General features: G+C 52.9%; 21 protein-coding genes. 4 read left to right on the forward strand and 17 right to left on the reverse strand.

Translation table 11 applies throughout. The annotated features are described in order from the left end of the window. Nucleotides 1–23: 23 nt before the first annotated feature. The gene (locus KB235_RS11300; protein ID WP_034815019.1) at nt 24–1,151 is read left to right on the forward strand and encodes a tRNA(Met) cytidine acetate ligase; all 1,128 of its coding nucleotides are present in this window, start codon (nt 24–26) and stop codon (nt 1,149–1,151) included. Here KB235_RS11300 and KB235_RS11305 read toward each other — a convergent pair. From KB235_RS11305 to KB235_RS11325, 5 genes are read right to left on the reverse strand one after another with little or no spacing between them, the layout of a single operon-like run. Further along, nucleotides 1,130–2,122: a SepM family pheromone-processing serine protease gene (locus KB235_RS11305; protein WP_211779681.1), complete on the reverse strand. Its 993-nt coding sequence runs from the start codon at nt 2,120–2,122 to the stop codon at nt 1,130–1,132. The two genes, KB235_RS11300 and KB235_RS11305, sit on opposite strands and share 22 nt — an antisense overlap. Continuing rightward, entirely contained in the window at nt 2,119–2,616 is a 498-nt protein-coding gene (gene coaD / locus KB235_RS11310) for a pantetheine-phosphate adenylyltransferase (RefSeq protein ID WP_211779682.1), read from the reverse strand. The genes KB235_RS11305 and coaD overlap by 4 nt, the downstream gene beginning before the upstream one ends. A gap of 4 nt (nt 2,617–2,620) precedes the next feature. Continuing rightward, nucleotides 2,621–3,187: a 16S rRNA (guanine(966)-N(2))-methyltransferase RsmD gene (gene rsmD, locus KB235_RS11315; RefSeq protein ID WP_034805646.1), complete on the reverse strand. Its 567-nt coding sequence runs from the start codon at nt 3,185–3,187 to the stop codon at nt 2,621–2,623. A gap of 56 nt (nt 3,188–3,243) precedes the next feature. Beyond that, on the reverse strand, nt 3,244–3,507 hold the full coding sequence (locus KB235_RS11320; RefSeq protein ID WP_051622553.1) for a DUF2129 domain-containing protein: 264 nt from the start codon (nt 3,505–3,507) through the stop codon (nt 3,244–3,246). After that, on the reverse strand, nt 3,491–3,943 hold the full coding sequence (locus KB235_RS11325; RefSeq protein ID WP_034815012.1) for a YlbF/YmcA family competence regulator: 453 nt from the start codon (nt 3,941–3,943) through the stop codon (nt 3,491–3,493). Before KB235_RS11325 ends, KB235_RS11320 begins: the two co-directional genes overlap by 17 nt. Before the next feature lie 111 nt (nt 3,944–4,054). Here KB235_RS11325 and KB235_RS11330 point away from each other — a divergent pair, with 111 nt between their 5' ends. Together KB235_RS11330 and KB235_RS11335 are read left to right on the forward strand one after the other, a co-directional pair. Continuing rightward, nucleotides 4,055–4,828 (forward strand): ATP-grasp domain-containing protein, encoded by a 774-nt coding sequence (locus tag KB235_RS11330; protein WP_235193391.1) that lies wholly within the window; start codon nt 4,055–4,057, stop codon nt 4,826–4,828. A 101-nt stretch (nt 4,829–4,929) separates the two neighbouring features. Further along, nucleotides 4,930–5,289 carry a YugN family protein gene (locus KB235_RS11335; RefSeq protein WP_034805655.1) on the forward strand — a complete coding sequence of 120 codons (360 nt, stop codon included), beginning with the start codon at nt 4,930–4,932 and terminating at the stop codon, nt 5,287–5,289. Nucleotides 5,290–5,380: 91 nt separating this feature from the next. On the opposite strand, the gene KB235_RS11340 is transcribed toward KB235_RS11335, so the two are convergent. From KB235_RS11340 to cyoE, 10 genes are all read right to left on the reverse strand, one after another. Beyond that, a complete protein-coding gene (locus KB235_RS11340) occupies nt 5,381–5,872 on the reverse strand; it encodes a cysteine hydrolase family protein (RefSeq protein ID WP_034815008.1) in 492 nt (163 codons plus the stop codon). 416 nt (nt 5,873–6,288) lie between these two features. Next, entirely contained in the window at nt 6,289–6,561 is a 273-nt protein-coding gene (locus KB235_RS11345; RefSeq protein ID WP_211779683.1) for a hypothetical protein, read from the reverse strand. 5 nt (nt 6,562–6,566) lie between these two features. Beyond that, on the reverse strand, nt 6,567–7,181 hold the full coding sequence (locus KB235_RS11350) for an SCO family protein (RefSeq protein ID WP_034815004.1): 615 nt from the start codon (nt 7,179–7,181) through the stop codon (nt 6,567–6,569). A 20-nt stretch (nt 7,182–7,201) separates the two neighbouring features. Next, nucleotides 7,202–7,663, reverse strand: coding sequence for a DUF420 domain-containing protein (locus KB235_RS11355; protein WP_034805677.1), 462 nt, complete (start codon nt 7,661–7,663; stop codon nt 7,202–7,204). 23 nt (nt 7,664–7,686) lie between these two features. Then, nucleotides 7,687–8,610 carry a cytochrome c oxidase assembly protein gene (locus KB235_RS11360; RefSeq protein ID WP_034815003.1) on the reverse strand — a complete coding sequence of 308 codons (924 nt, stop codon included), beginning with the start codon at nt 8,608–8,610 and terminating at the stop codon, nt 7,687–7,689. Between the two features lie 134 nt (nt 8,611–8,744). Then, nucleotides 8,745–9,074, reverse strand: coding sequence for a cytochrome C oxidase subunit IV family protein (locus KB235_RS11365; protein ID WP_034815002.1), 330 nt, complete (start codon nt 9,072–9,074; stop codon nt 8,745–8,747). Nucleotide 9,075: 1 nt separating this feature from the next. Further along, nucleotides 9,076–9,702, reverse strand: a complete 627-nt coding sequence (locus tag KB235_RS11370) for a cytochrome c oxidase subunit 3 (protein WP_034815001.1) — start codon at nt 9,700–9,702, stop codon at nt 9,076–9,078. Then, nucleotides 9,703–11,541, reverse strand: a complete 1,839-nt coding sequence (gene ctaD / locus KB235_RS11375; RefSeq protein ID WP_211780960.1) for a cytochrome c oxidase subunit I — start codon at nt 11,539–11,541, stop codon at nt 9,703–9,705. A gap of 68 nt (nt 11,542–11,609) precedes the next feature. Then, nucleotides 11,610–12,587, reverse strand: coding sequence for a cytochrome c oxidase subunit II (gene coxB / locus KB235_RS11380; RefSeq protein WP_211780961.1), 978 nt, complete (start codon nt 12,585–12,587; stop codon nt 11,610–11,612). Nucleotides 12,588–12,696: 109 nt separating this feature from the next. After that, nucleotides 12,697–13,626 carry a heme o synthase gene (cyoE, locus tag KB235_RS11385; RefSeq protein ID WP_211779684.1) on the reverse strand — a complete coding sequence of 310 codons (930 nt, stop codon included), beginning with the start codon at nt 13,624–13,626 and terminating at the stop codon, nt 12,697–12,699. A gap of 332 nt (nt 13,627–13,958) precedes the next feature. Here cyoE and KB235_RS11390 point away from each other — a divergent pair, with 332 nt between their 5' ends. Further along, nucleotides 13,959–14,858, forward strand: coding sequence for a COX15/CtaA family protein (locus KB235_RS11390; protein WP_211779685.1), 900 nt, complete (start codon nt 13,959–13,961; stop codon nt 14,856–14,858). Nucleotides 14,859–14,929: 71 nt separating this feature from the next. On the opposite strand, the gene KB235_RS11395 is transcribed toward KB235_RS11390, so the two are convergent. Next, on the reverse strand, nt 14,930–16,285 hold the full coding sequence (locus KB235_RS11395) for a cryptochrome/photolyase family protein (RefSeq protein WP_211779686.1): 1,356 nt from the start codon (nt 16,283–16,285) through the stop codon (nt 14,930–14,932). A gap of 52 nt (nt 16,286–16,337) precedes the next feature. Then, nucleotides 16,338–19,778, reverse strand: coding sequence for a pyruvate carboxylase (locus tag KB235_RS11400; RefSeq protein ID WP_371816132.1), 3,441 nt, complete (start codon nt 19,776–19,778; stop codon nt 16,338–16,340). Between the last annotated feature and the right edge of the window lie 8 nt (nt 19,779–19,786).

The following is a 19,786-nucleotide window of genomic DNA, read 5'->3' on the forward strand; positions in this document are numbered from 1 at the left end:
CGACATTGCAAAGGAGTAATTTTATGCAAAAGACGGCCATCATCGCCGAGTATAATCCGTTTCACAACGGTCACCTGTATCAAGCGGAAACCGCCCGGCTCGAGACCGAGGCCGAAGCCGTCATCGCCATCATGAGTGGACAGTTCACCCAGCGCGGCGAACCGGCCGCCTTCGACAAGTGGTCACGGGCTCGAGCGGCGGTCGAGACCGGGGCAATCGACCTCGTCGTCGAACTCCCGACCCGCTACGGCGTTCAACGCGCCGACCGCTTCGCGAGCGCAGCCGTCCATCTCGCCGAGCGGATGGATTGCCAGACACTGTCGTTCGGAAGCGAGAGCGGTGACGTATCGGCAATTCAGCAGGCCGCCAAGTCCGAGGTCGAATCGACACCGGCCTATCGTGACGCGTTCCAATCTGCGTTAAAGGAAGGATCGTCCCCGGCGAAGGCATCGAGTACGGCGTTCGCTTCCCTGTATCCCGATTTTGACTTGACGCTCCCGAACAATATTTTGGCCTACCACTACGCGCAAGCGGCCAGTTCCATCAATCTTCATACCGTCCGGCGTCTCGGGGCCGGTTATCACGACACCGGCGTCTCGGACGTCATGTCGGCCACGGGCGTCCGCGCCCATTACCTTGAGGCCGGAAGCGTGCGAGCGGTGCCTGAGGCCACGCGGAGGCTGTTTGAACGTCAGTCGATGGCGCATTGGTCGCTCTATTGGCCGATGCTTCAATATAAGCTACGGACGACGCCAAAATACGTGCTCGAGCAGCTCGTCGGCATCGACGCCTCGCTCTCGCCGCGTCTCATCGAGGCCGGGATGGAACCGACGTTCGAACGGGCCCTCTCGAAGATGCTGACGCGCCGGTATACGCGGACGGCGATTCAGCGGGCGCTCGTCTCGGTGCTCATCCACTTCGAGCGGACAGAGTTGCCCGTCCGTTTCGATGACGTCCCTTACGTGCGTCCCCTCGCCTTCAATCCGGTCGGCCGACGCGTCTTGAACGAATTAAAAAAGACGGTACCGCTTCTCAGCAAGTACCATCCTGACCTCGCCTTCGAGGCGCGCGTCACCGAGGCGTACCGCCTCCCGCTCGGCCTGTCCCGGCCCGAATATAGGGAGACGCCTCAGTTCATCGACTCCAAATAACGAATCGCCTCTTCGACCGTCTTGACCGGTACGACTTCAATGTCGGACTCGAGCCGGTCGAGGGACGACCTCGCTTCCTCGTAGTTCGGTCCGTCCGGCACGAAGAACACGGTCGCCCCGGCACGGTCGGCGGCGACAATCTTTTGCCACGCCCCACCAATTGGTCCGACGTTCCCTTCCTCATCGACCGTACCGGTCCCGGCAATCCTCTCTCCGTTCGCCAAGTCACCCGGCGTCAATTGATCATAAATCTCAAGCGTGAACATGAGACCGGCCGACGGTCCCCCGACGTTCGTGAGTTCAAAGGCGACGGACGGGTCCGTGACGACGTCCTGGACAGGTAGTGGCTCATAGATGCCGATGCCGACCCGATCGCCGGAGCGGTCGAGCGGTTGGACGAGCGTGGTGACGACTCGTTCCCGCCCGTCCCGTTCAATCGTGAGTGTCACCTCGTCGCCTGCCTCAAACGTCGCCACTTGATCGAGAAAGTCAAGTCGTGACATGAAGGCGCGGCCGTCGATTGCCGTGATCACGTCGCCGGGCTTCAATACGTTCGAAGCGAGCGACCCGGTGATTGGGGCCGAGACGTACATGCCATTGAAATCGACGTCTACGTCCGCCTCGGCGAGCGCGTAGGCATATTGGATCGCCGCTTGTTGCGAGGAAGCCATGAGCAGCTGTTGACGCCGTTCGTAGTCCCGTTCACCTTCCCCGTCATATAAATAACGGCTCGATGGGCTCGATTCGGTGAACGGCGTGAACCAGCTCCCGACGAGCCACAGTGGTGTCGCCCGTCGCTGCGAGATGGTGACCATCATGAGCTCGCCCGGCTCTTTCTCTCCATCTTCGACCGTCATGAACCGTTCAATCGATGTCGCCTCGCCCGGATACGTGATGTAATACGGGAGCGGGACGAACAAGAACATGAGCACGGCGACGAGTAAGCCGAGTCCGATTTTTAACGACTTCATGGTTGTCGGCTCGCTTCAAACTTTCTGCGGAGCGCCTCTTCGACTTGAACCGGAACGAGCTCATTGACGGAAGCCCCGTATTTCGCGACTTCTTTGACGATGGAAGAGCTGAGGAACGAGTATTGACTGTTCGTCATCATGAAAAGTGTCTCGACGTCTTCGTTCAACTTTTTGTTAATGGACGCGATTTGCAACTCATACTCAAAGTCGGAAACGGCACGCAAGCCTCGGACGATTGTCGCCGCTTCCCGCTCGGCGGCGTATTCGACGAGCAAACCGCCGAACGCGTCGGCCGTCACGTTCGGCAAATGTATCGTCACGTCACGGATGAGCGTGAGCCGCTCCTCGACGTCAAATAACGGTGCTTTGCTCGAGTTTTCGAGGACGGCGACAATCACTTCGTCAAAGATGGCCGCGGCGCGCTCGATGATATCTAAATGACCGTTCGTAATCGGGTCAAAGCTTCCTGGACAGATGGCGATGCGTTTGGACATGTTCTCACTCCTCAGTTGATGCGTACTCATAAAAACTGATCGTGATCACGTCTGAGTAGCGCTGAACTTTTATTTTTTCGAGTCGCCCGACACGTTCCGGCAACTCGGCCTCACTCCCATGTTCGCAGACGACGACCCCGTTATCGGTCAGGAGGTGGTTCGCCTCGATGAGCTGTAAAAACGTCTCATGTGCTTCGGCGTGATACGGTGGATCCATGAAAATGAGCTTGAATTCTCGTCCGCTCGTGATCAGCTCGTCGAGCGCTTGTCGTGCGTCTTGACGATAAACGGTCGCATTCGCTTCGTAGCGCGTGACGCGCAAGTTCTCTTGAATCGTCTGAATCGCCTTCGTCTGCTTGTCGACGAACACCGCGTGGTCACAGCCACGGGAGAGCGCTTCGATTCCGAGCCCGCCACTTCCGGCATACAAATCGAGCGCGTCTCCCCCCGCGAAATAAGGACCGATGATGTTAAATAACGATTCTTTTACTTTATCTGTCGTCGGACGTGTCGCCGACCCCGGGACCGCTTTTAATCGTGTCCCTTTGCGTTCTCCTGAAATGACGCGCATGGTTCTCTCCCCCACCAGAAAAGATGAAGGTGTCGCCACCTTCATCTTGTTTCGTTTTATTTCTGTTTCGGCGCATACGTCTCGGCGATGAACGGCCGTTCGCTACGCACGACGTCCTCGACGAACGGCAACGCCCGCATTTGCTCGATGACCGCCTCGTGTCCGTCCAAGTCCGTATACAAAAAGGCATACTTCTCCCGTTTCGACACATAATACAAGTTCGCGTATCGTCTGAGCACTTTCACTTGTTTAAGCGACTGGACGTACACGACAAGGCCGATGCGTCCGTTCAGCTCAAACGAGTTAGACAGCACATCCACAGCTTCCGCCTCCTCCGCCACAGCTTCCTCCGCCGGAACAGCCACCCTCATCGAAGAACGGGTTGCCCGTCGGGACTTTTATTTTCGGGGATACGGAGTGGGCCAGTAAGCCGCTCACTTCCCCGAGCAGTTTGTCCAAATTCCGCTCCGCTTTCTTGAAAGCGGCCACTTCCGGTTGGACGTCGAGCCGACGCTTGACGAGATGCATCTCTTTTTTGATGCGGTCATGGTCCGGGTGATGTTTGCCGAACCGCTGCACGTACTCGTAATCTTCTTTCATGCGTAAAAACTCACGCTCTACGTCACGCGCCTCGTCTGACGCCAGGCGTGCCCGCTTCGTCGTGATATATGTTTGGAACGACTCGCTCGACTCAATCCATTCGGCCAACGTTTCGGCCTGGTCGAGAAGTGCGATCGTCTGTTCAGTGATAATCATGGCTTTCACCCTTTCTGACATGATTTTACCACAATTGATTCCCTCTGTGAGCAATCGGCTTTATAATTGAATGTGACTCATGCGTTCAGAACAGAAAGGAAGTGAATCACCGTGCCTGCACGGTGTCCGATGAAAAAAGTCTCGTTCAATATGATTCGCTCGGCCGGCATCAAAACCGACTACGCGAAACCAGAATACTACTTTGACCAACTCGATAAAGTACGCGCCGCTGAACTCGTCTTGTTCCCCGAATATTGGATGGTCAATTCCATCATCTACGGTTTAAATAAACCGATTTATCCGTCTCCAGCGACGTATCACCTCGGCCACGATAAAATCGAGATGACGCGGGCGTTCAAGGCGACGTTCCCGGACCGCATCCCAAAGACCCTCATTTACGGAAAGAACGCGTACACGATTGAACGCGTGCTCGAGGAGTTCACCTATCCGTTCGTCGCCAAGACGGCAAAATCGTCGATGGGGCAAGGCGTCTGGCTCATCAAACAGGAGCAAGACTGGCTCGAGTATGTCGAGAAACACGATACGTTTTACGTACAGGAATACATCCCGAACGACCGTGACCTTCGCATCATCATCATCGGCGAAGACGTCGCCGGCGCCTACTGGCGTGTCAGCGAGGCGTTCCTAAACAACGTCGCCCAAGGCGCTCACTTCTCATATGACGATATCCCGCAAGACGTCGTCGACGAAGTGCTCGAGATTGCGAAGACGCTGCACATCAACCACGCGGCGTTCGATGTCATCGTCACCGCCGAAGGCTTTTATATCCTCGAGTTCAACGTCTTCTTCGGTTCAGAAGGCCTGATGCCGCTCGGAGTCCGCTTGGCAGAGAAGATTGACGCCTACCTCGAGACGCTTCGTTGACCGTTCATCTTTTTTTCACAATTTGAACACACGTTATTCCAACAATGTTTTTGGATATGATATGATGACATATGAGGTTTATTGAAAAAAGGGGGATTATGATGAAATTTGAGCAGTTCCACATCGAGGGAAAAGAGATCCGCTTCGGTTTGCTCGAGACGATCATGGATCATCATCATTTCATCCGTGAAGGCGCTTGGGACTATGAGCGTGCGACGTATGATATGAAATACGAGAAGCAATCGACGGGCGAGACGTTCTACCTTCGCTTACCGGTCTACGCGATTGAAGGCCAAATCGAGGACCGTCACGCTGTCGTAAAAATGTTGACACCGATTCTCGGAAAACACTATTACCCACACGGCGTCGAATATGACGAAGAGTTTCCGGAAGAGATTGTCCGCGACTGCGAGCGTCGCTTGACGGCTCTCGCCGACACATTAGAAGTCAAACCCCTTTAATCGTAAAGGGGTTTTTCATTTGAAGACATATGTCTGTCAACGAAAAAGGACCCCCTATAGAGTCCGTATCCTGTCATGTTCAACCCCCAAGTCAAGCAGGTAAGTCCTCCACTCGAATAATCTTGCAGCCTTTCCCTTCATAATACTGAATCATCTCGGCAATCTTCTTTTGATCATAACTTGTTATACAATCGGACAAGACTTGAACATCATAGTTTGATTTTCGCATGTTGTAACACGTCGACTTCACGCAGGCGATGGCATCCGCCCCGGTGATGTAGAACGTCTCGACTTCATGCTGCTCGATGAAGGTTGCGAACGCTTCGCTCGTTAACGCGTTTCCTTTATATTTCGTGAAGACGTGGTCAGACACCACCTTCAAGTCCGGGACGAGCTCGGCCCCGCGCGTACCCGTTTTAAACGTCCTCGTCCCTGCCGAGAGATTCTCATGACGGATGTAGACGACCGGCACGTCATGCTCGACGGCCCAATCAATCGAGTGATTGACGTTTTCAATCACGGTTTTGTAATTTTTCGTAATATCGTTTTGAAGATCAATGACGACTAACGCTTCTTTTCCCATCCTCTTTCCTCCTCATATCGAACAAATGGCTCGGTAGTCTTTTCTTTTCCTAATCATAACAGAGTTCACTTATGGAAAATATAGGTACAAAGAAAACAGGACTGCGTTGTTGCCCTCGAGCTGTGGATGAGACGAATCGTGACCTGCGATTCGGTTCGTCTTCTTTGGGTTCAATGGTCCCGAGGCGCACGGCCCGACATAAAAATTGAAGAAACGCAAAGACGAGAGGCCGCACAAAGGCGGCCTCTCGCGGCGCTCATCCGACGGCGCCGTAGACAATAGCGAGCGGAGGGAGACCCGGCAGCGTTACCCGATGCGGCTCCCTGCTCGCCCTAAGAGCGGAGACGCCAAGAGGATGAGTGAAAACATTCTGTTCGTCAACAAACGGAGGACCGCAACGCGGCCCTCCGTTGTCGTTACCTCGCGATGACGTTCAACGTCACATCGACTTGCCCGAGCAACAAATCGAATTGATCTCGGATGTAACGGTACAACCGTTCCGCCTCTGCGAGCGAGAGCGGTGCGATCACTTGATAATCGTAGCGATCTTTCGACAAAGAAACGACTTTCACTTCAGCCAAGCCGAACTCGATTGCACTACATGCAATCAAATCCTCAATCGCCCGTTCCGCAATCGTCACATCTCCATACGAATAATCGTTCCCAATCACAGCCATCGTATCGTTCATCGTCTTCACTCCTTTTCAGCAACGAGCACGTTCACGTCCTCCATGATAGATTCTATATCGACCGGCTGATCTCCTGTCGTCGCCATTTGCGCGACGGCCCGCACGTCATGCTGTCGATCGACGATATACATCGTCGTGGCGTGCGTGACGAGCCCGCTGTTCGCCTTCGAATAATAGAATTGAAGCTGGCGCGTGATGCGGTCGATGTCCGCTTTCTCACCCGTCAACACTTTCCATCCTGTAGGTTCCGCTTGAAAGGCGGCACCGTAATTTTCAAGCACCGGTACCGTATCGACTTCCGGGTCGACCGTGATGGCGACGAGTTCGACATCGGTCCCATACAATCCGTCGGCCTTCAACTCTTGCTCGAGTTTCATAAAGTCCCGGAGCGTGAGCGGACAGATGTCCGGACAGTTCGTGTAAAAGAACGTAATCACTTTTACTTTCCCGTTGTCGGAGTTGTACGTCTCACCATCTAGTGCATTCGTGAGTGTGAACGGTGTCGGTTCTTGAATGACCGGCAAATCGTCCTGTTTAAAGAATAAGAAATAAGATGCGACGCCGATGGTGATTAGGACGGCTACCGTCAAACCGACCGTCATATAACTGTTCCGTTTCATCCTCATCCCCCTCTCTTGGGTCACCCTCCGATAATGGCGCGGAAGACGTTCGTCGTCTCACCCGGCTCGAACGCGACATAGAGGAGAACGTATACCGTGACACCGGTAATCGCCGTGAAGAACCAGACGACCGAGGCTTTCGGGGCAATCTTGCGGTGTTTTGCGACTTTGTTTTTATAACCGAGGTAGAGCGTGATCAAACCGAGCACGCCCCCCGTCGTCGCGAGTAAGATATGGAAAATCATGAACGCCAAATAATATGGTTTGATGCTGTCCGGACCGCCGAACGCCGTGTTGCCGACGAAGATGGTGCGTGACACGTAAAGAATGAAGAACGTCGTGGCGGCCACCGCTGCGGCCGTCATGACTTTTTTGTGCTTCTCGATGTCACGGCGGTCCCGTGCGATGATGACCCAGCCGATGGCGACTAAAATCGCGCTGAGCACAATGAATGAAACACTAATCAATGCAAGATAATTCATCGTTGTTTCCCCTTTGCCTTAACTCATTTTTTCTCTTGTTGCTCTTGCGGCGAGAACGACATGCCTTCCTCGAGCGCGAGCGACTTCGTCCGGCGAACCCAGCCAAAGAACGTCCAACCGAAGAAGAAGCCGTAGACGAGTTCTTGACCAAGCTTCATCAATACCCCGCCGAAGCGTTGGTCTTCTAGCGCACTATTCGTCGCACCCATGAGCGCGTTCAAATCGAGTCCTGACACGTCGCCGTTCGGCATACAGTAGCCGAGTACTGTCGCGAACGTCTCGACGTCCGTGTACGCATCGTAAAGGATATTATGACTAAAGATGATGAGCGCACATGCGGGCGTCAAAAGCACCCCGTTGGCGATGATGTATACCATCCGTTTCAAATCGGACATGCCTTCTTCTTCCTCTGAGAGGAACGGTGCGATCACCGGATACCACATCGTCAAACTGAAGACGAGGAGCGCACCGTGGAAAATACGGTGGACTTCATAATTCGTCAACACGTAATCGAAGATGAATGGCATATGATACAACGTGAATAACGCGTTGAACAAGATGAGCGCGATGAGCGGCTTCGTCATGAACTTGAGTGTCGGCCCAATCACTTTATAGCTAAATAATTTTTCAAATACCCAATACGGCAACCCGTAGACGACGAGCGCCGGTGCGAGCACGTAGACGAGCACCATTTGGAACATATGCACCGAGAAGATGATGTGCGCGAGCACGTCGACCGGGCTTCCGAATCCGATGTAATACAAAACGATGGCAAATAGCATACTGAACTTTTGCAACAACGTGGTCGACTCATATCCCCGCTTCGCCATTTTCTCTGTGACGACCGCGTACAGGACGTACAGTCCTACCATGAGCAATCCGAAGAATGGACTCCAAAGCGTCATCCAATCGAACTGCCTGAGTAGCTCTGATGTATTCCAGAGCATCCCTTCACCCCTTTTCTCTCTCTCCCAAACCGATGAAACCGTTCACTTCAAGATTACTATTCCTTTATTTTTGAAGTAAAGCAAAAAGGACCGAATCATCTGTGTTTCCACAGATGTTCAATCCTTTGTCACATTTACCAAATGAGCAAACGAAGTGCCGCTACCGTGATGACGGCGACAAAAATGCCGAGCCACATCATCCCAACGATCCATGTGTTACCACGGTTGTTCATATGCATGAACATGTACAACTGCAAGAACACTTGAATGATGGCGAGGATAATCAAGAAACCACCCGCCGCCCACACCGGCATGAGTTCAGCGTACACAGCGCCGAACGCTAGGAATGTGAGTAAAATCATCATGGCGAAACTGATCAACTGGAGCTGATATTCGCGTTTCGACTCGGCTTTTACTTCGAGCTCTAACTGCTTGTGCGATTCGTTCATTGGACGTTTTTCCATATTAGCTCACCATCCCTAGGAGATAGACGATCGAGAAGATGAAAACCCAGACGACATCGATGAAGTGCCAATACAGGCTCGACACATAAAACTTCGGTGCGTTGTACACATCGATTGGACGGTTCCAGTTCCGGATGAGAAGCGTCCCAATCCAGAATAGACCGAACGTGACGTGCGCGCCGTGGAATCCGACGAGCGTGTAGAACGCTGAACCGAACGCGCTCGACGTGAACGTATGACCGATATGGTAGTAGTGAATGAACTCGTAAATCTCAGCTGCAAGGAAGCCCGCACCGAGAACGAGCGTGACGATCAACCAGAACTTCATGCGGCCAGGGTTGTTCGCTTTCATATTCATCATCGCGAGCACGCTCGTAAGCGAACTCGTGAGGAGGAGCATCGTCATGAAGAAGACGAGCCCCATCTCAAAGATATTGTACGAGCGGAGTTCCTCTGGCGCACCAGAGTTCAATAGGCCGACATACGTTCCGAATAGCGAGGCGAAGAGAACGGTCTCTCCACCAAGGAAGAACCAGAAGGCCACATATTTATTTTTCCCATCCAGCGTGGCTTTCTCTGGATTGGCCGGAAGGCCGGTTACCGGGTGTTTTTCAACTGCATGTGCCATTTATTGTTCTCCTTTCTCACGAATCGCTTTCAAATCCGCTTCGACTTGTGATTTTGGAATGTAGTACCCGTGATCGTCGATCCATGAACGGAGGAACATCGATACGAATGTCATGAGTAAACCGAATGCGATGAGCGACCAACCGATGATCATGTTTTCCTTTTGGAAAATCGCGCCAAGACCGGCGATGAACAGTCCAAGTGACATGAAGAACGGAATCAACGAGTTGTTCGGCATGTGAATGTCTGTCACCGGTTCAGAGACAGACACCCGTTTGTTGCCAGCCATCTTCTCGAGCCAGAACGTATCGAGACCTTTGACGAGTGGCGTTTGCGCGAAGTTGTACTCTGGCGTCGGCACGGGAAGTGTCCACTCCAATGTACGACCGTCTTCCCAATGGTCTGGTTTGACAACTTGTTTCGACATGAATGCTTTCACGACTGCGACGAGCAAGATGATCGTCGACACACCCATGAAGAAGGCACCGATTGTCGACAGTAAGTTCATCGTTTCAAACCCTTGGTTCGGAAGGTATGTGAAGACGCGGCGTGGCATCCCGAACAATCCGAGGAAGTGTTGAGGGAAGAACGTCAAGTGGAAGCCAATAAAGAACAACCAGAACTGCCAATAGCCGAGCTTCTCAGAGAGTGCCTTACCGAACATGAGCGGGAACCAGTAGTAAAGTCCAGCAAACAGTCCGTAGACGACCCCACCTACGATTACGTAGTGGAAGTGAGCGACAACGAAGTAACTATCATGGTACTGATAATCCGCCGGTGCAACCGAGAGCATGACCCCTGTCATCCCTCCGACGAGAAACGATGGAATGAATGCGACCGAATAAAGCATCGCGACGTTGAACTTAATTTGGCCGCCCCATAGCGTGAACAACCAGTTAAAGATTTTAACCCCGGTCGGGACAGCGATCGCCATCGTCGCGACCGCGAAGATTGAGTTGGCAACCGGTCCGAGACCGACTGTGAACATATGGTGGACCCAAACCATGAATCCTAAGAACCCGATGAGCATCGTCGCAAATACCATCGTCGTGTAACCGAAGAGGCGTTTACGTGCGAACGTCGGGATGATTTCCGAGAAAATACCGAAAGCCGGTAAAATCAAAATGTATACTTCCGGGTGACCGAAAATCCAGAAGAGGTGTTCCCAGATGATGACGTTTCCGCCCATCGCCGGGTTGAAGTAAACGGCTCCGAACAGTCGTTCGAACATCAACATGAACAATCCGACCGTAAGTGGCGGGAATGCGAAGACGATCAAAGCCGAAGCGACGAACGTCGTCCATGTGAAGAGCGGCATGCGCATGAGCTTCATGCCCGGTGCACGCATGTTTAAAATCGTGACGAGGAAGTTAATCCCGGCCATGAGTGAACCAAAACCTGAAATTTGAAGACCGAGCGCATAGAAGTCAACGCCCGTCGCTTCCGGTTGTGTCGAGAGCGGCGCATAAGCCGTCCACCCTGCGTTCGGTGCAGCGCCGAAGAACCAGCTCAAGTTGAGCATGACGCCACCGAAGAAGAACAACCAGAATCCAAGTGAGTTAATGAACGGGAACGCGACGTCGCGTGCCCCGATTTGAAGCGGTACGACGGCGTTCATGAAACCGAAGAGCATCGGCATCGCCGCTAGGAAAATCATCGTCGTTCCGTGCATTGTGATCAATTGGTTAAACGTCTCACCGCTGACGAAGTCGTTCATCGGACGAACGAGTTGCCAACGAATGAGTAACGCTTCAATTCCACCGAGAAGGAGGAAGAAAATCCCTGAGAACAAATACAAAATACCGATCTTTTTGTGGTCAACCGTCGTAATCCAGTCCATAAGGCCATTGTATTTACGCGATTGCTGCAATGCAGTGGTCTGTGCCACGTGAAATCCCCCTTTTCCCGTTAGTCAATCTTCTGATCGTACAAGAAGTCAACGAGTGCGTCTAACTCTTCATCACTGATTTGGCCTTCCGTGAAGCCAGGCATGAGCGCGCCTTGTTTCAAGCTTTGCGGGTCACGAATCCATTGCTTCAACTCTTCCTCGTTGTTCTCGAGGTAGCCAGCCAACCATTCGCGATCCCCATAGTTCGTCAAACTCGGCGCAACTTTCCCACCACCGTGACAGCTCAAGCAGCTCTCGACGTATACGGCTTCGCCGACTGTGAGATTTTCGTTGTTCGCTGTGAGGCGTTCCGCATCTTCATCTTGCTTCGCTTTCATGTCCTCAAGCCATTGATCGTAATCCGCTTGATCGAGCGCGATGACTTTAAAGTCCATGAGTGCGTGTGACGGACCGCAAAGCTCGGCACACTTCCCGTAAAACGTACCTGGTTCGTTTGCATGGAGCCACATTTCGTTGTCGAGTCCAGGGTTCGTATCCGTTTTACCAGACAATGCCGGAACCCAGAACGAGTGAATGACATCTTTTGACGTCAAGTTGATGCCGACACGCTTGCCTGTCGGGATGACGAGTTCTTGACCAGTGACGACGCCCGCGTTCGGGTACTCGAATTCCCACCAATAAAGGTTCGCCGTGACGTTGATTTCTTCTTCTTTTTTCGCTTCTTTCGCTTTCGCGAGTTCGACGGTCGTCGTGATCGTCGGGACAGCGAGAATGATAAGCAAGATGATTGGAACGACTGTCCAAATCAATTCGAGTGTACTGCTTCCTTCTACCTGTTTCGGAATCGAATCATCTTTCCGACGGAATTTCATAAGGACGTACACGTAAATAACCGTAACGATGACGAGTACGAAGAGCATGATTGCCAAACTGATGAGAATGATTCGAAGCTGAATCTCAGCCCCTTCTCCCATCGGCCGCAATGCAGACAATCCCTCAACGCCACACCCTGATAACAGGAGTGCAAACATCATCATCGGGACGATGCCAAACAGAAGCTTCTTAAATGATTTCACAACAATCCCCACTTTCTCCCAAAATGATGTGCAAAAGTATCTATATAGTGAGTGCGATTAAAACTTGCCGTCACGATGAAGGCAATGCCGTCAACATGAGGGCGACAATCCACACGACTAAATAAATTAATGAATAAAAGAACATTTTATTGGCCCACTTGATTTCGTCATCGGCTTTAAACCCTTTCAAACCGAGATACAACCAGTACCCCCCGAGTACGGCCGCGATAATCACGTAGACTGTACCGTAGTGCATGAAGAGAAGCGATGCCGGAATGAGCGTTGCGATCCACCAAATGATTTGGCGTTTCGTAATGGCGAATCCGTTCACGACAGGTAGCATCGGGATGCCAGCTGCGCGATATTCCTCGACGCGACGCATCGCGAGCGCGAGGAAGTGCGGCGGTTGCCACAAGAACATGACGAGGAACATAAGCCACGCATCGATATGAAGCGCCGGGTCGATTGCTGCCCATCCGATAAGCGGTGGGACCGCTCCCGAAATGCTACCAACGACCGTGTTCAACGTGTGCGTCCGTTTCAGCCACATCGTATAGATGACGACATAAAAAAATGCCCCGATTAAACCGAATACTGCTGCCACATACGACACAATCAAAAGCATGAATGTCCCGACCGCAAGTTGCGTCAATCCGAGGAGTAAAATGCGTTCTCCTGAAATTTTTCCGGTGACACTCGGTCGATTGTCTGTACGTCCCATCAAGTAATCGATATCTCGGTCCACGAAGTTGTTTAGGTAACAACTCCCGGAGATGACGAGTGCGCTGCCTAACATGGTTAATAAGAGCTGTGGCCATACTTCAAATAAATAAAGCACAGGCGTGTCGCTCTGATATGTTGCTGCTACAAAGAAACCGGCAAACACTAACAATAAGTTAGCACGGACGATTCCCATTTTTGCGAGAGCAACATAGTCACGGAATGAGGCGGATTCTGTATATTCTACTTCTGCCATCATTCTTGGGTTGACTTTTGTCATACTGACCCCCCCACATAATCACGAAATCCTCGTATTCTTTTCACAAAAAAAACACAATATAAGCAAAGTACACCTAACTCATAACAAAGATACCATATTTTTAAAAAGAATACGTCGTTTATGCTTGTAAAATAGCGAGTTTTTTGTGACGAACGTGTGATAATTGTCACACCAAAAACCCATTACTAATACTAGAATAACGATTTTGATAGCGATTGCAAGCTTTTCCGTTTCGTTTTTTGGATCGAAACCCGTATAATAAGTATGGCGAAAAAAATAACAACTTACAAGGCGCAATTGTCGTGATTTTTCTCAAAAGCAGGTGGTAACGAATGCATAAAAAACTCGCACTCTTCTCTGGGTTTGTCACCCTCGGGATGATGCTCGTCCTCATCATGGGTGGAACCGTGACGAAGACGGACTCGGGTGACGGCTGCGGCACGGACTGGCCGCTCTGTCACGGAAAACTGATTCCGACGAACCCGAGCATCGAGACGATGATTGAATACAGTCACCGGGTCGTCTCCGGGATTGAAGGGCTTCTCATCATCGCCTTGACGATTTGGACGTTCGCGGTCGTGAAAAACCGCTTCGACGTCAAAGTGTTCGCGTTCCTCGCGTTCATCTTCATGTTGATTCAGTCGATCATCGGAGCCGGTGCCGTCATCTGGCAACAGTCGGATGCGATTCTCGCCCTCCATTTCGGCATCTCGCTCGTCTCGTTCGCATCCTTACTCATCTTGACGATTCTTTTATTTGAGGGTGAGCGGGTTCATAAGACCGTGTCTGAAAAATTAAAGATCCATCTGTACGGCTTGACGATTTACACGATGGTCGTCGTCTACACCGGCGCTTACGTCCGTCACCTCGGCGCCACGTACTCATGCGTCGGCTGGCCGATTTGCGCACAAGAAGTGTGGACGTTCGAATCCTGGGTCCAAATGGGCCACCGTGCCATGGCCGCGTTGCTCGTTTTCTATACGCTATACGTCCTGTACTTGGCACGCCGGGAGACGAACCGTCTCGTTGAACGTGGCATGTGGGCCTCGCTCTTCTTCATCATGCTGCAAGTCGGCACTGGCGCTTGGATCGTCCTCGGGGGGCACGCGACATACGTTCCACTCCTTCACGCTTTCTTGATCACATGCTATTTCGGGATTATCTCGTACTTGGCGTATCATGCGTACCGAGCCCAAGCACGTAACGACGCCTCGAAACAACAGATCAGTTAATACGAAAACGAACCAAGCCGCTTTCGCGACCTGGTTCGTATCTCGCCTTCCGACACGTCGGAAGGCCTTTTTTATTGCGCCTCTTTAAATCGTTCGAGCGCCCTTGCCCGTGCTTCTTTATGGTCGACGACCGGGTCGACGTACCCGTCCCGTTCGCTTGCATCAGGGAAATGAATCGCCTTCGCGTCGAGATGGTCCAGCTCAGGCACAAACTTCCGGATGAACGTCCCGTCTTTGTCGAACTTCTCCGACTGCGTCGTCGGGTTAAAGATGCGGAAGTACGGTACGGCGTCCGTTCCGACCGAGGCGGCCCATTGCCATCCGCCGATGTTCGAGGCGGCCTCATAGTCGATCAACTTCTGTTCAAAGTAGCGTTCACCTTTACGCCAATCGATGAGCAAATGTTTTGATAAGAACGAGGCGACAATCATCCGTAAACGGTTGTGCATCCAACCCGTCTCGTTCATTTGGCGCATCGCCGCATCGACGATCGGATAACCGGTCTCCCCTCGGCACCAGCGGTCGAACTGTTCGTCGTTGTCCTCCCAGTCGAGGTGTTTATACTTGTCGTTGAACGGCCGGTCTTTCAGCCCTGGGAATTGGACCATAATCATGTAGTAGAACTCGCGCCACAACAGTTCGTCGTAATACGTGTCACGTCCTTTCGACTTCGGTGCCGACAAGACGGCGTCGGCGACGGTCCGAATCGATAAGACGCCGGTCCGTAAATACGGGGACAGACGGCTCGTCCCGGCGATGGACGGAACGTCACGGTCCTCGTCATACTGGTTGATCCGTTCGTTCACGAAGTCGGTCAACCGGCGTTTCGCAGCCGTTTCCCCGAGCGCTTTCCATTCCCGCTCGCACCGGTCGAACTGTTTCTTCAGTTCAGGCGGTACCTCGTTTTTTGACGTCACAAGTCGTTTCAAACGGTCACGACTCACTTCATACGGTTTTGGCGGCACCTCTTCATAGGCCGCCTTTTTGAACGGAGTGTACACTTTATAGGGATCACCGTCTTTTTTCGTGAAGGCGTTCGGTGCGAACAAGTGTCGATCGAGCAACCGGACGACGAGCACCTCATCCCCGAGTAACTTGATGACGTTGTCGTCCCGTTGTTTGAACGGCTCGACATACTCCGCATTGAAGTAAAGCGCCCCCACCGCTCCGAGTTGGTCGACAAAATCATCTTCCGTCTCAGCCACGATTACGTGAAGGCCGAGGCCGTGTTCGTCGAGGTCATCCATGAAATGGCGCATCGTTGAGAAGTAATAATCGTGTCGCGTGTCGAACGGGTCGTAATATTTCGGGTTCAGCCAAAACACGAACGCTACCTCGTCCCCTTCTTCCGCGTCTTTCAAAGCGCGATGCAGCATATGGTTGTCATGCAACCGAAAATCGGACCGGAACCAACAAACTCGTCTCATCTTTCCCTCTCCCATCTAAAAAAGAAGCATAGCCATGCTATGCTTCTTCCCATTATACGAACTCGATTAACAAGTCGTCACTTTGTATTGTGTCGCCTTCCTTGATGTGGATGGCTTTAATCTCTCCGTCCTGGGCGGCTTGGACGGTCGTTTCCATCTTCATCGCTTCCGTGACGAGCAGCTGCTCGCCCCGGTGGACGCGACTTCCTGGCTCGACGAGCACTTTCAACACCGAGCCTGGCATCGAGGCCCCGACTTGTTTCGGGTTCGAGCGGTCGACTTTCGGACGGCTCGTCGTCGCCGATTTTACGTTCACGTCTTTAATCTCGATTTCACGCGGTACCCCGTTCATCTCGTACGAGACGAGACGGATGCCATCCTCGTTCGGCGCACTCACCTGGACGAGCTTGATGATGAGCGTTTTCCCTGTCTCAATCTCGACTTGAATCGTCTCACCGACGTTCAATCCGTAGAAGAACGTTAACGTGTCGAGCACCGAGACGTCACCGTACGTGTTCGTATGTTTGACGTAGTCGTCATACACTTTCGGATAAAGCGCATGGGCGAGCAACTCGAAGTCTGTGACCGGACGTTCGAACTTCTCGAACAGCTCCGTCCGCGCCGCTTCGAAATTATACGGTTCAATCAACTTGCCAGGACGAACCTCGAGCGGGTTCTCCCCTTTCAAGATCGCTTGTTGCACATCGGTCGGGAAACCACCCGGAGGCGTCCCGAGCTCGCCACGCATCATCTCGACGACCGAATCCGGGAAGTCGAGTTGGTGGCCACGGTCAATCACATCTTGTTCATTCAAGTCGTGTTGGACCATGAAGAGCGCCATATCGCCGACGACTTTCGACGACGGGGTCACTTTGACGATATCTCCGAACAACATGTTCACCCGAGCGTACATCGCCTTCACCTCGCCCCAGCGGTCGCCGAGACCGACGGCTTTCGCCTGCTGTTGCAAGTTCGAGTACTGGCCGCCCGGCATCTCGTGCTCATACACGGATGGATGCGGCGCGCGCATATCGCTCTCGAACGGCTCGTAGTTGTGGCGCACGTCTTGCCAGTAGTCGCTGATGACCTCGTAATGTTTCACATCGACTTTCGGCTGGCGTTCGTGATGGTCGAGCGCATAGATCAAACTGCCACCTGAAGGTTGCGACGTCATCCCTGACATCGAGCTAGCGGCGACGTCGACGATATCGACACCTGCATCCGTCGCCCGCGCGTACGTGAAGATCCCGTTGCCGGAAGCATCGTGCGTGTGCAAGTGGATTGGTAAATCGACGGCGTCTTTCAATGCCGAGACGAGCGCGTACGCGGACTCCGGCTTCAAGAGACCCGCCATATCTTTAATCGCCAAGATGTGGGCGCCGCTCGCTTCGAGTTGCTTCGCAAGGTCGACGTAATACGGCAAGTGATACTTCGGACGGTTGCCGTCGTACAAGTCACCCGTATAACAGATGGCCGCCTCGGCGACTTTCCCAGTCGGAAGCGTCGCATCGATGGCGAGTTGAATCGATTCGATATTGTTCAAGCTGTCGAAGATCCGGAAGACGTCGACACCGGCATACGCCGCCTCGTGCACGAACTTCTCGATGACGTTGTCGGCATAGTTTTTATAGCCGACGGCGTTCGCCCCACGTAAGAGCATTTGAATCAAGACGTTCGGCATCCGTTCACGCAGGCGCATGAGTCGGACCCATGGGTCTTCTGACAAGAAACGGTACGCCACATCGAACGTCGCCCCGCCCCACGCCTCGACCGAGAACAGTTCCGGCATGAGCTTGCTCGTCGGCTCCGCGATATTTAAGATGTCTTGCGTGCGCATCCGGGTCGCGAGGAGCGACTGATGGGCGTCGCGCATCGTCGTATCGGTCAATAACAGCTCAGGCTGACGTTTGACCCAATCGGCGAGACCGGTCGGACCGAGCTCCGTCAAGATTTGTTTCGAGCCCGGCTTCGCCTCGGCCGGAAGGTCGTGCGGAATCCGGACCGAGCGACTGATTGGTTTGTCTTTCAATCCGACGCCCGGGAATCCGTTCACCGTGACGTCGCCGATATAGTTGAGTAACTTCGTTCCACGGTCTTTCCGTTTCGGGAAGACGAACAGTTCCGGCGTTTCATCGATGAACGACGTGTTATAGTCACCGCTAATAAAGTTCTGGTGCTTCATCACGTTAATCAAGAACGGGATGTTCGTCTTGATGCCGCGAATCCGGAACTCGTTCAAGTTACGGACCATCTTCGAAGCAGCTTGTTCGAACGTCATCCCATGCGTCGACAACTTGACGAGGAGCGAGTCATAATATGGTGAGATTTCAGCCCCGACATAAGCGTTCCCGCCGTCAAGGCGAACCCCGAAACCGCCCGGTGAACGATACGCCATGATCTTCCCGGTGTCCGGCATGAAACTGTTGGCCGGGTCTTCTGACGTGACGCGCGATTGAATCGCGAAACCGAGCAACTTGATATCTTCTTGCTTCGGCATGTGAATCATTTCACCGTGGAGCGACTCGCCTTGCGCGATCATGAGTTGCGTCTGGACGATATCGAATCCGGTCACCATCTCGGTGATTGTATGCTCGACTTGGATGCGCGGGTTGACCTCGATGAAGTAGAACGACTCGTCTTCTGTGACGAGGAACTCGACCGTCCCGGCGTTCACGTAGCCGACATGGCGCATCAGCTGGACGGCCGCGTCGCAAATCGCTTGGCGCGACTCCTCCGAGAGCGTCACACACGGTGCGACTTCGACAACTTTTTGGTGACGGCGCTGGACCGAGCAGTCGCGTTCGAACAAGTGGATGATGTTACCGTGGTCATCACCGAGGATTTGGACCTCGATATGTTTTGGTCGTTCGACCAGTTTCTCTATGTACACTTCGTCCGAACCGAACGCTTGCTTCGCTTCTGACTTGGCACGTTCAATCAAATCTTTCATCTCGGCTTCTGAACGGATGACACGCATCCCCCGTCCGCCTCCGCCCATCGCGGCTTTGACCATGAGCGGGAAGCCGTGTTCGTTTGAGAACGCCAAGGCGTCTTCATATGATGTGAGCGGCCCATCTGAACCCGGAATGACCGGAAGCCCGGCCGCAATCGCATTTTGACGGGCGCGCACTTTGTCGCCGAACGCATGCAAATGCGCTTCGTTCGGTCCGACAAAGATGATCCCTTCTTCGCGGCAACGACGTGCGAGTTCAATGTTCTCCGACAAGAAGCCGTAGCCTGGGTGAATCGCGTCAGCCCCCGACTGTTTCGCGATTCGAATCACGTCCTCGATATCGAGGTACGCATCGATCGGCTTTTTATCCAGACCGACCAAGTACGCTTCGTCCGCTTTAAAACGGTGTAACGACCCGCTGTCTTCTTGTGAATAGATGGCGACAGTGCGCATCCCTAACTCTGTGGCGGCACGAAATACGCGAATGGCGATTTCCCCACGGTTGGCTACTAGTAATTTGCTAATTGGTTTCAAATGAATTCCCCCCA

The organism is Exiguobacterium alkaliphilum (assembly GCF_018138125.1).
Taxonomy (GTDB): Bacteria; Bacillota; Bacilli; order Exiguobacteriales; family Exiguobacteriaceae; genus Exiguobacterium; species Exiguobacterium alkaliphilum.

What these genes read in the sequence shown, in the direction of transcription:
- KB235_RS11300 (WP_034815019.1), top strand. Translation starts at nt 24, where the DNA reads ATGCAAAAGACGGCCATCATCGCCGAGTATAATCCGTTTCACAACGGT.
- KB235_RS11305 (WP_211779681.1), bottom strand. Translation starts at nt 2,122, where the DNA reads ATGAAGTCGTTAAAAATCGGACTCGGCTTACTCGTCGCCGTGCTCATG.
- coaD (WP_211779682.1), bottom strand. Translation starts at nt 2,616, where the DNA reads ATGTCCAAACGCATCGCCATCTGTCCAGGAAGCTTTGACCCGATTACG.
- rsmD (WP_034805646.1), bottom strand. Translation starts at nt 3,187, where the DNA reads ATGCGCGTCATTTCAGGAGAACGCAAAGGGACACGATTAAAAGCGGTC.
- KB235_RS11325 (WP_034815012.1), bottom strand. Translation starts at nt 3,943, where the DNA reads ATGATTATCACTGAACAGACGATCGCACTTCTCGACCAGGCCGAAACG.
- KB235_RS11335 (WP_034805655.1), top strand. Translation starts at nt 4,930, where the DNA reads ATGAAATTTGAGCAGTTCCACATCGAGGGAAAAGAGATCCGCTTCGGT.
- KB235_RS11340 (WP_034815008.1), bottom strand. Translation starts at nt 5,872, where the DNA reads ATGGGAAAAGAAGCGTTAGTCGTCATTGATCTTCAAAACGATATTACG.
- KB235_RS11345 (WP_211779683.1), bottom strand. Translation starts at nt 6,561, where the DNA reads ATGAACGATACGATGGCTGTGATTGGGAACGATTATTCGTATGGAGAT.
- KB235_RS11350 (WP_034815004.1), bottom strand. Translation starts at nt 7,181, where the DNA reads ATGAAACGGAACAGTTATATGACGGTCGGTTTGACGGTAGCCGTCCTA.
- KB235_RS11355 (WP_034805677.1), bottom strand. Translation starts at nt 7,663, where the DNA reads ATGAATTATCTTGCATTGATTAGTGTTTCATTCATTGTGCTCAGCGCG.
- KB235_RS11360 (WP_034815003.1), bottom strand. Translation starts at nt 8,610, where the DNA reads ATGCTCTGGAATACATCAGAGCTACTCAGGCAGTTCGATTGGATGACG.
- KB235_RS11365 (WP_034815002.1), bottom strand. Translation starts at nt 9,074, where the DNA reads ATGGAAAAACGTCCAATGAACGAATCGCACAAGCAGTTAGAGCTCGAA.
- KB235_RS11370 (WP_034815001.1), bottom strand. Translation starts at nt 9,702, where the DNA reads ATGGCACATGCAGTTGAAAAACACCCGGTAACCGGCCTTCCGGCCAAT.
- ctaD (WP_211780960.1), bottom strand. Translation starts at nt 11,541, where the DNA reads ATGGACTGGATTACGACGGTTGACCACAAAAAGATCGGTATTTTGTAT.
- coxB (WP_211780961.1), bottom strand. Translation starts at nt 12,587, where the DNA reads ATGATGATGTTTGCACTCCTGTTATCAGGGTGTGGCGTTGAGGGATTG.
- cyoE (WP_211779684.1), bottom strand. Translation starts at nt 13,626, where the DNA reads ATGACAAAAGTCAACCCAAGAATGATGGCAGAAGTAGAATATACAGAA.
- KB235_RS11390 (WP_211779685.1), top strand. Translation starts at nt 13,959, where the DNA reads ATGCATAAAAAACTCGCACTCTTCTCTGGGTTTGTCACCCTCGGGATG.
- KB235_RS11395 (WP_211779686.1), bottom strand. Translation starts at nt 16,285, where the DNA reads ATGAGACGAGTTTGTTGGTTCCGGTCCGATTTTCGGTTGCATGACAAC.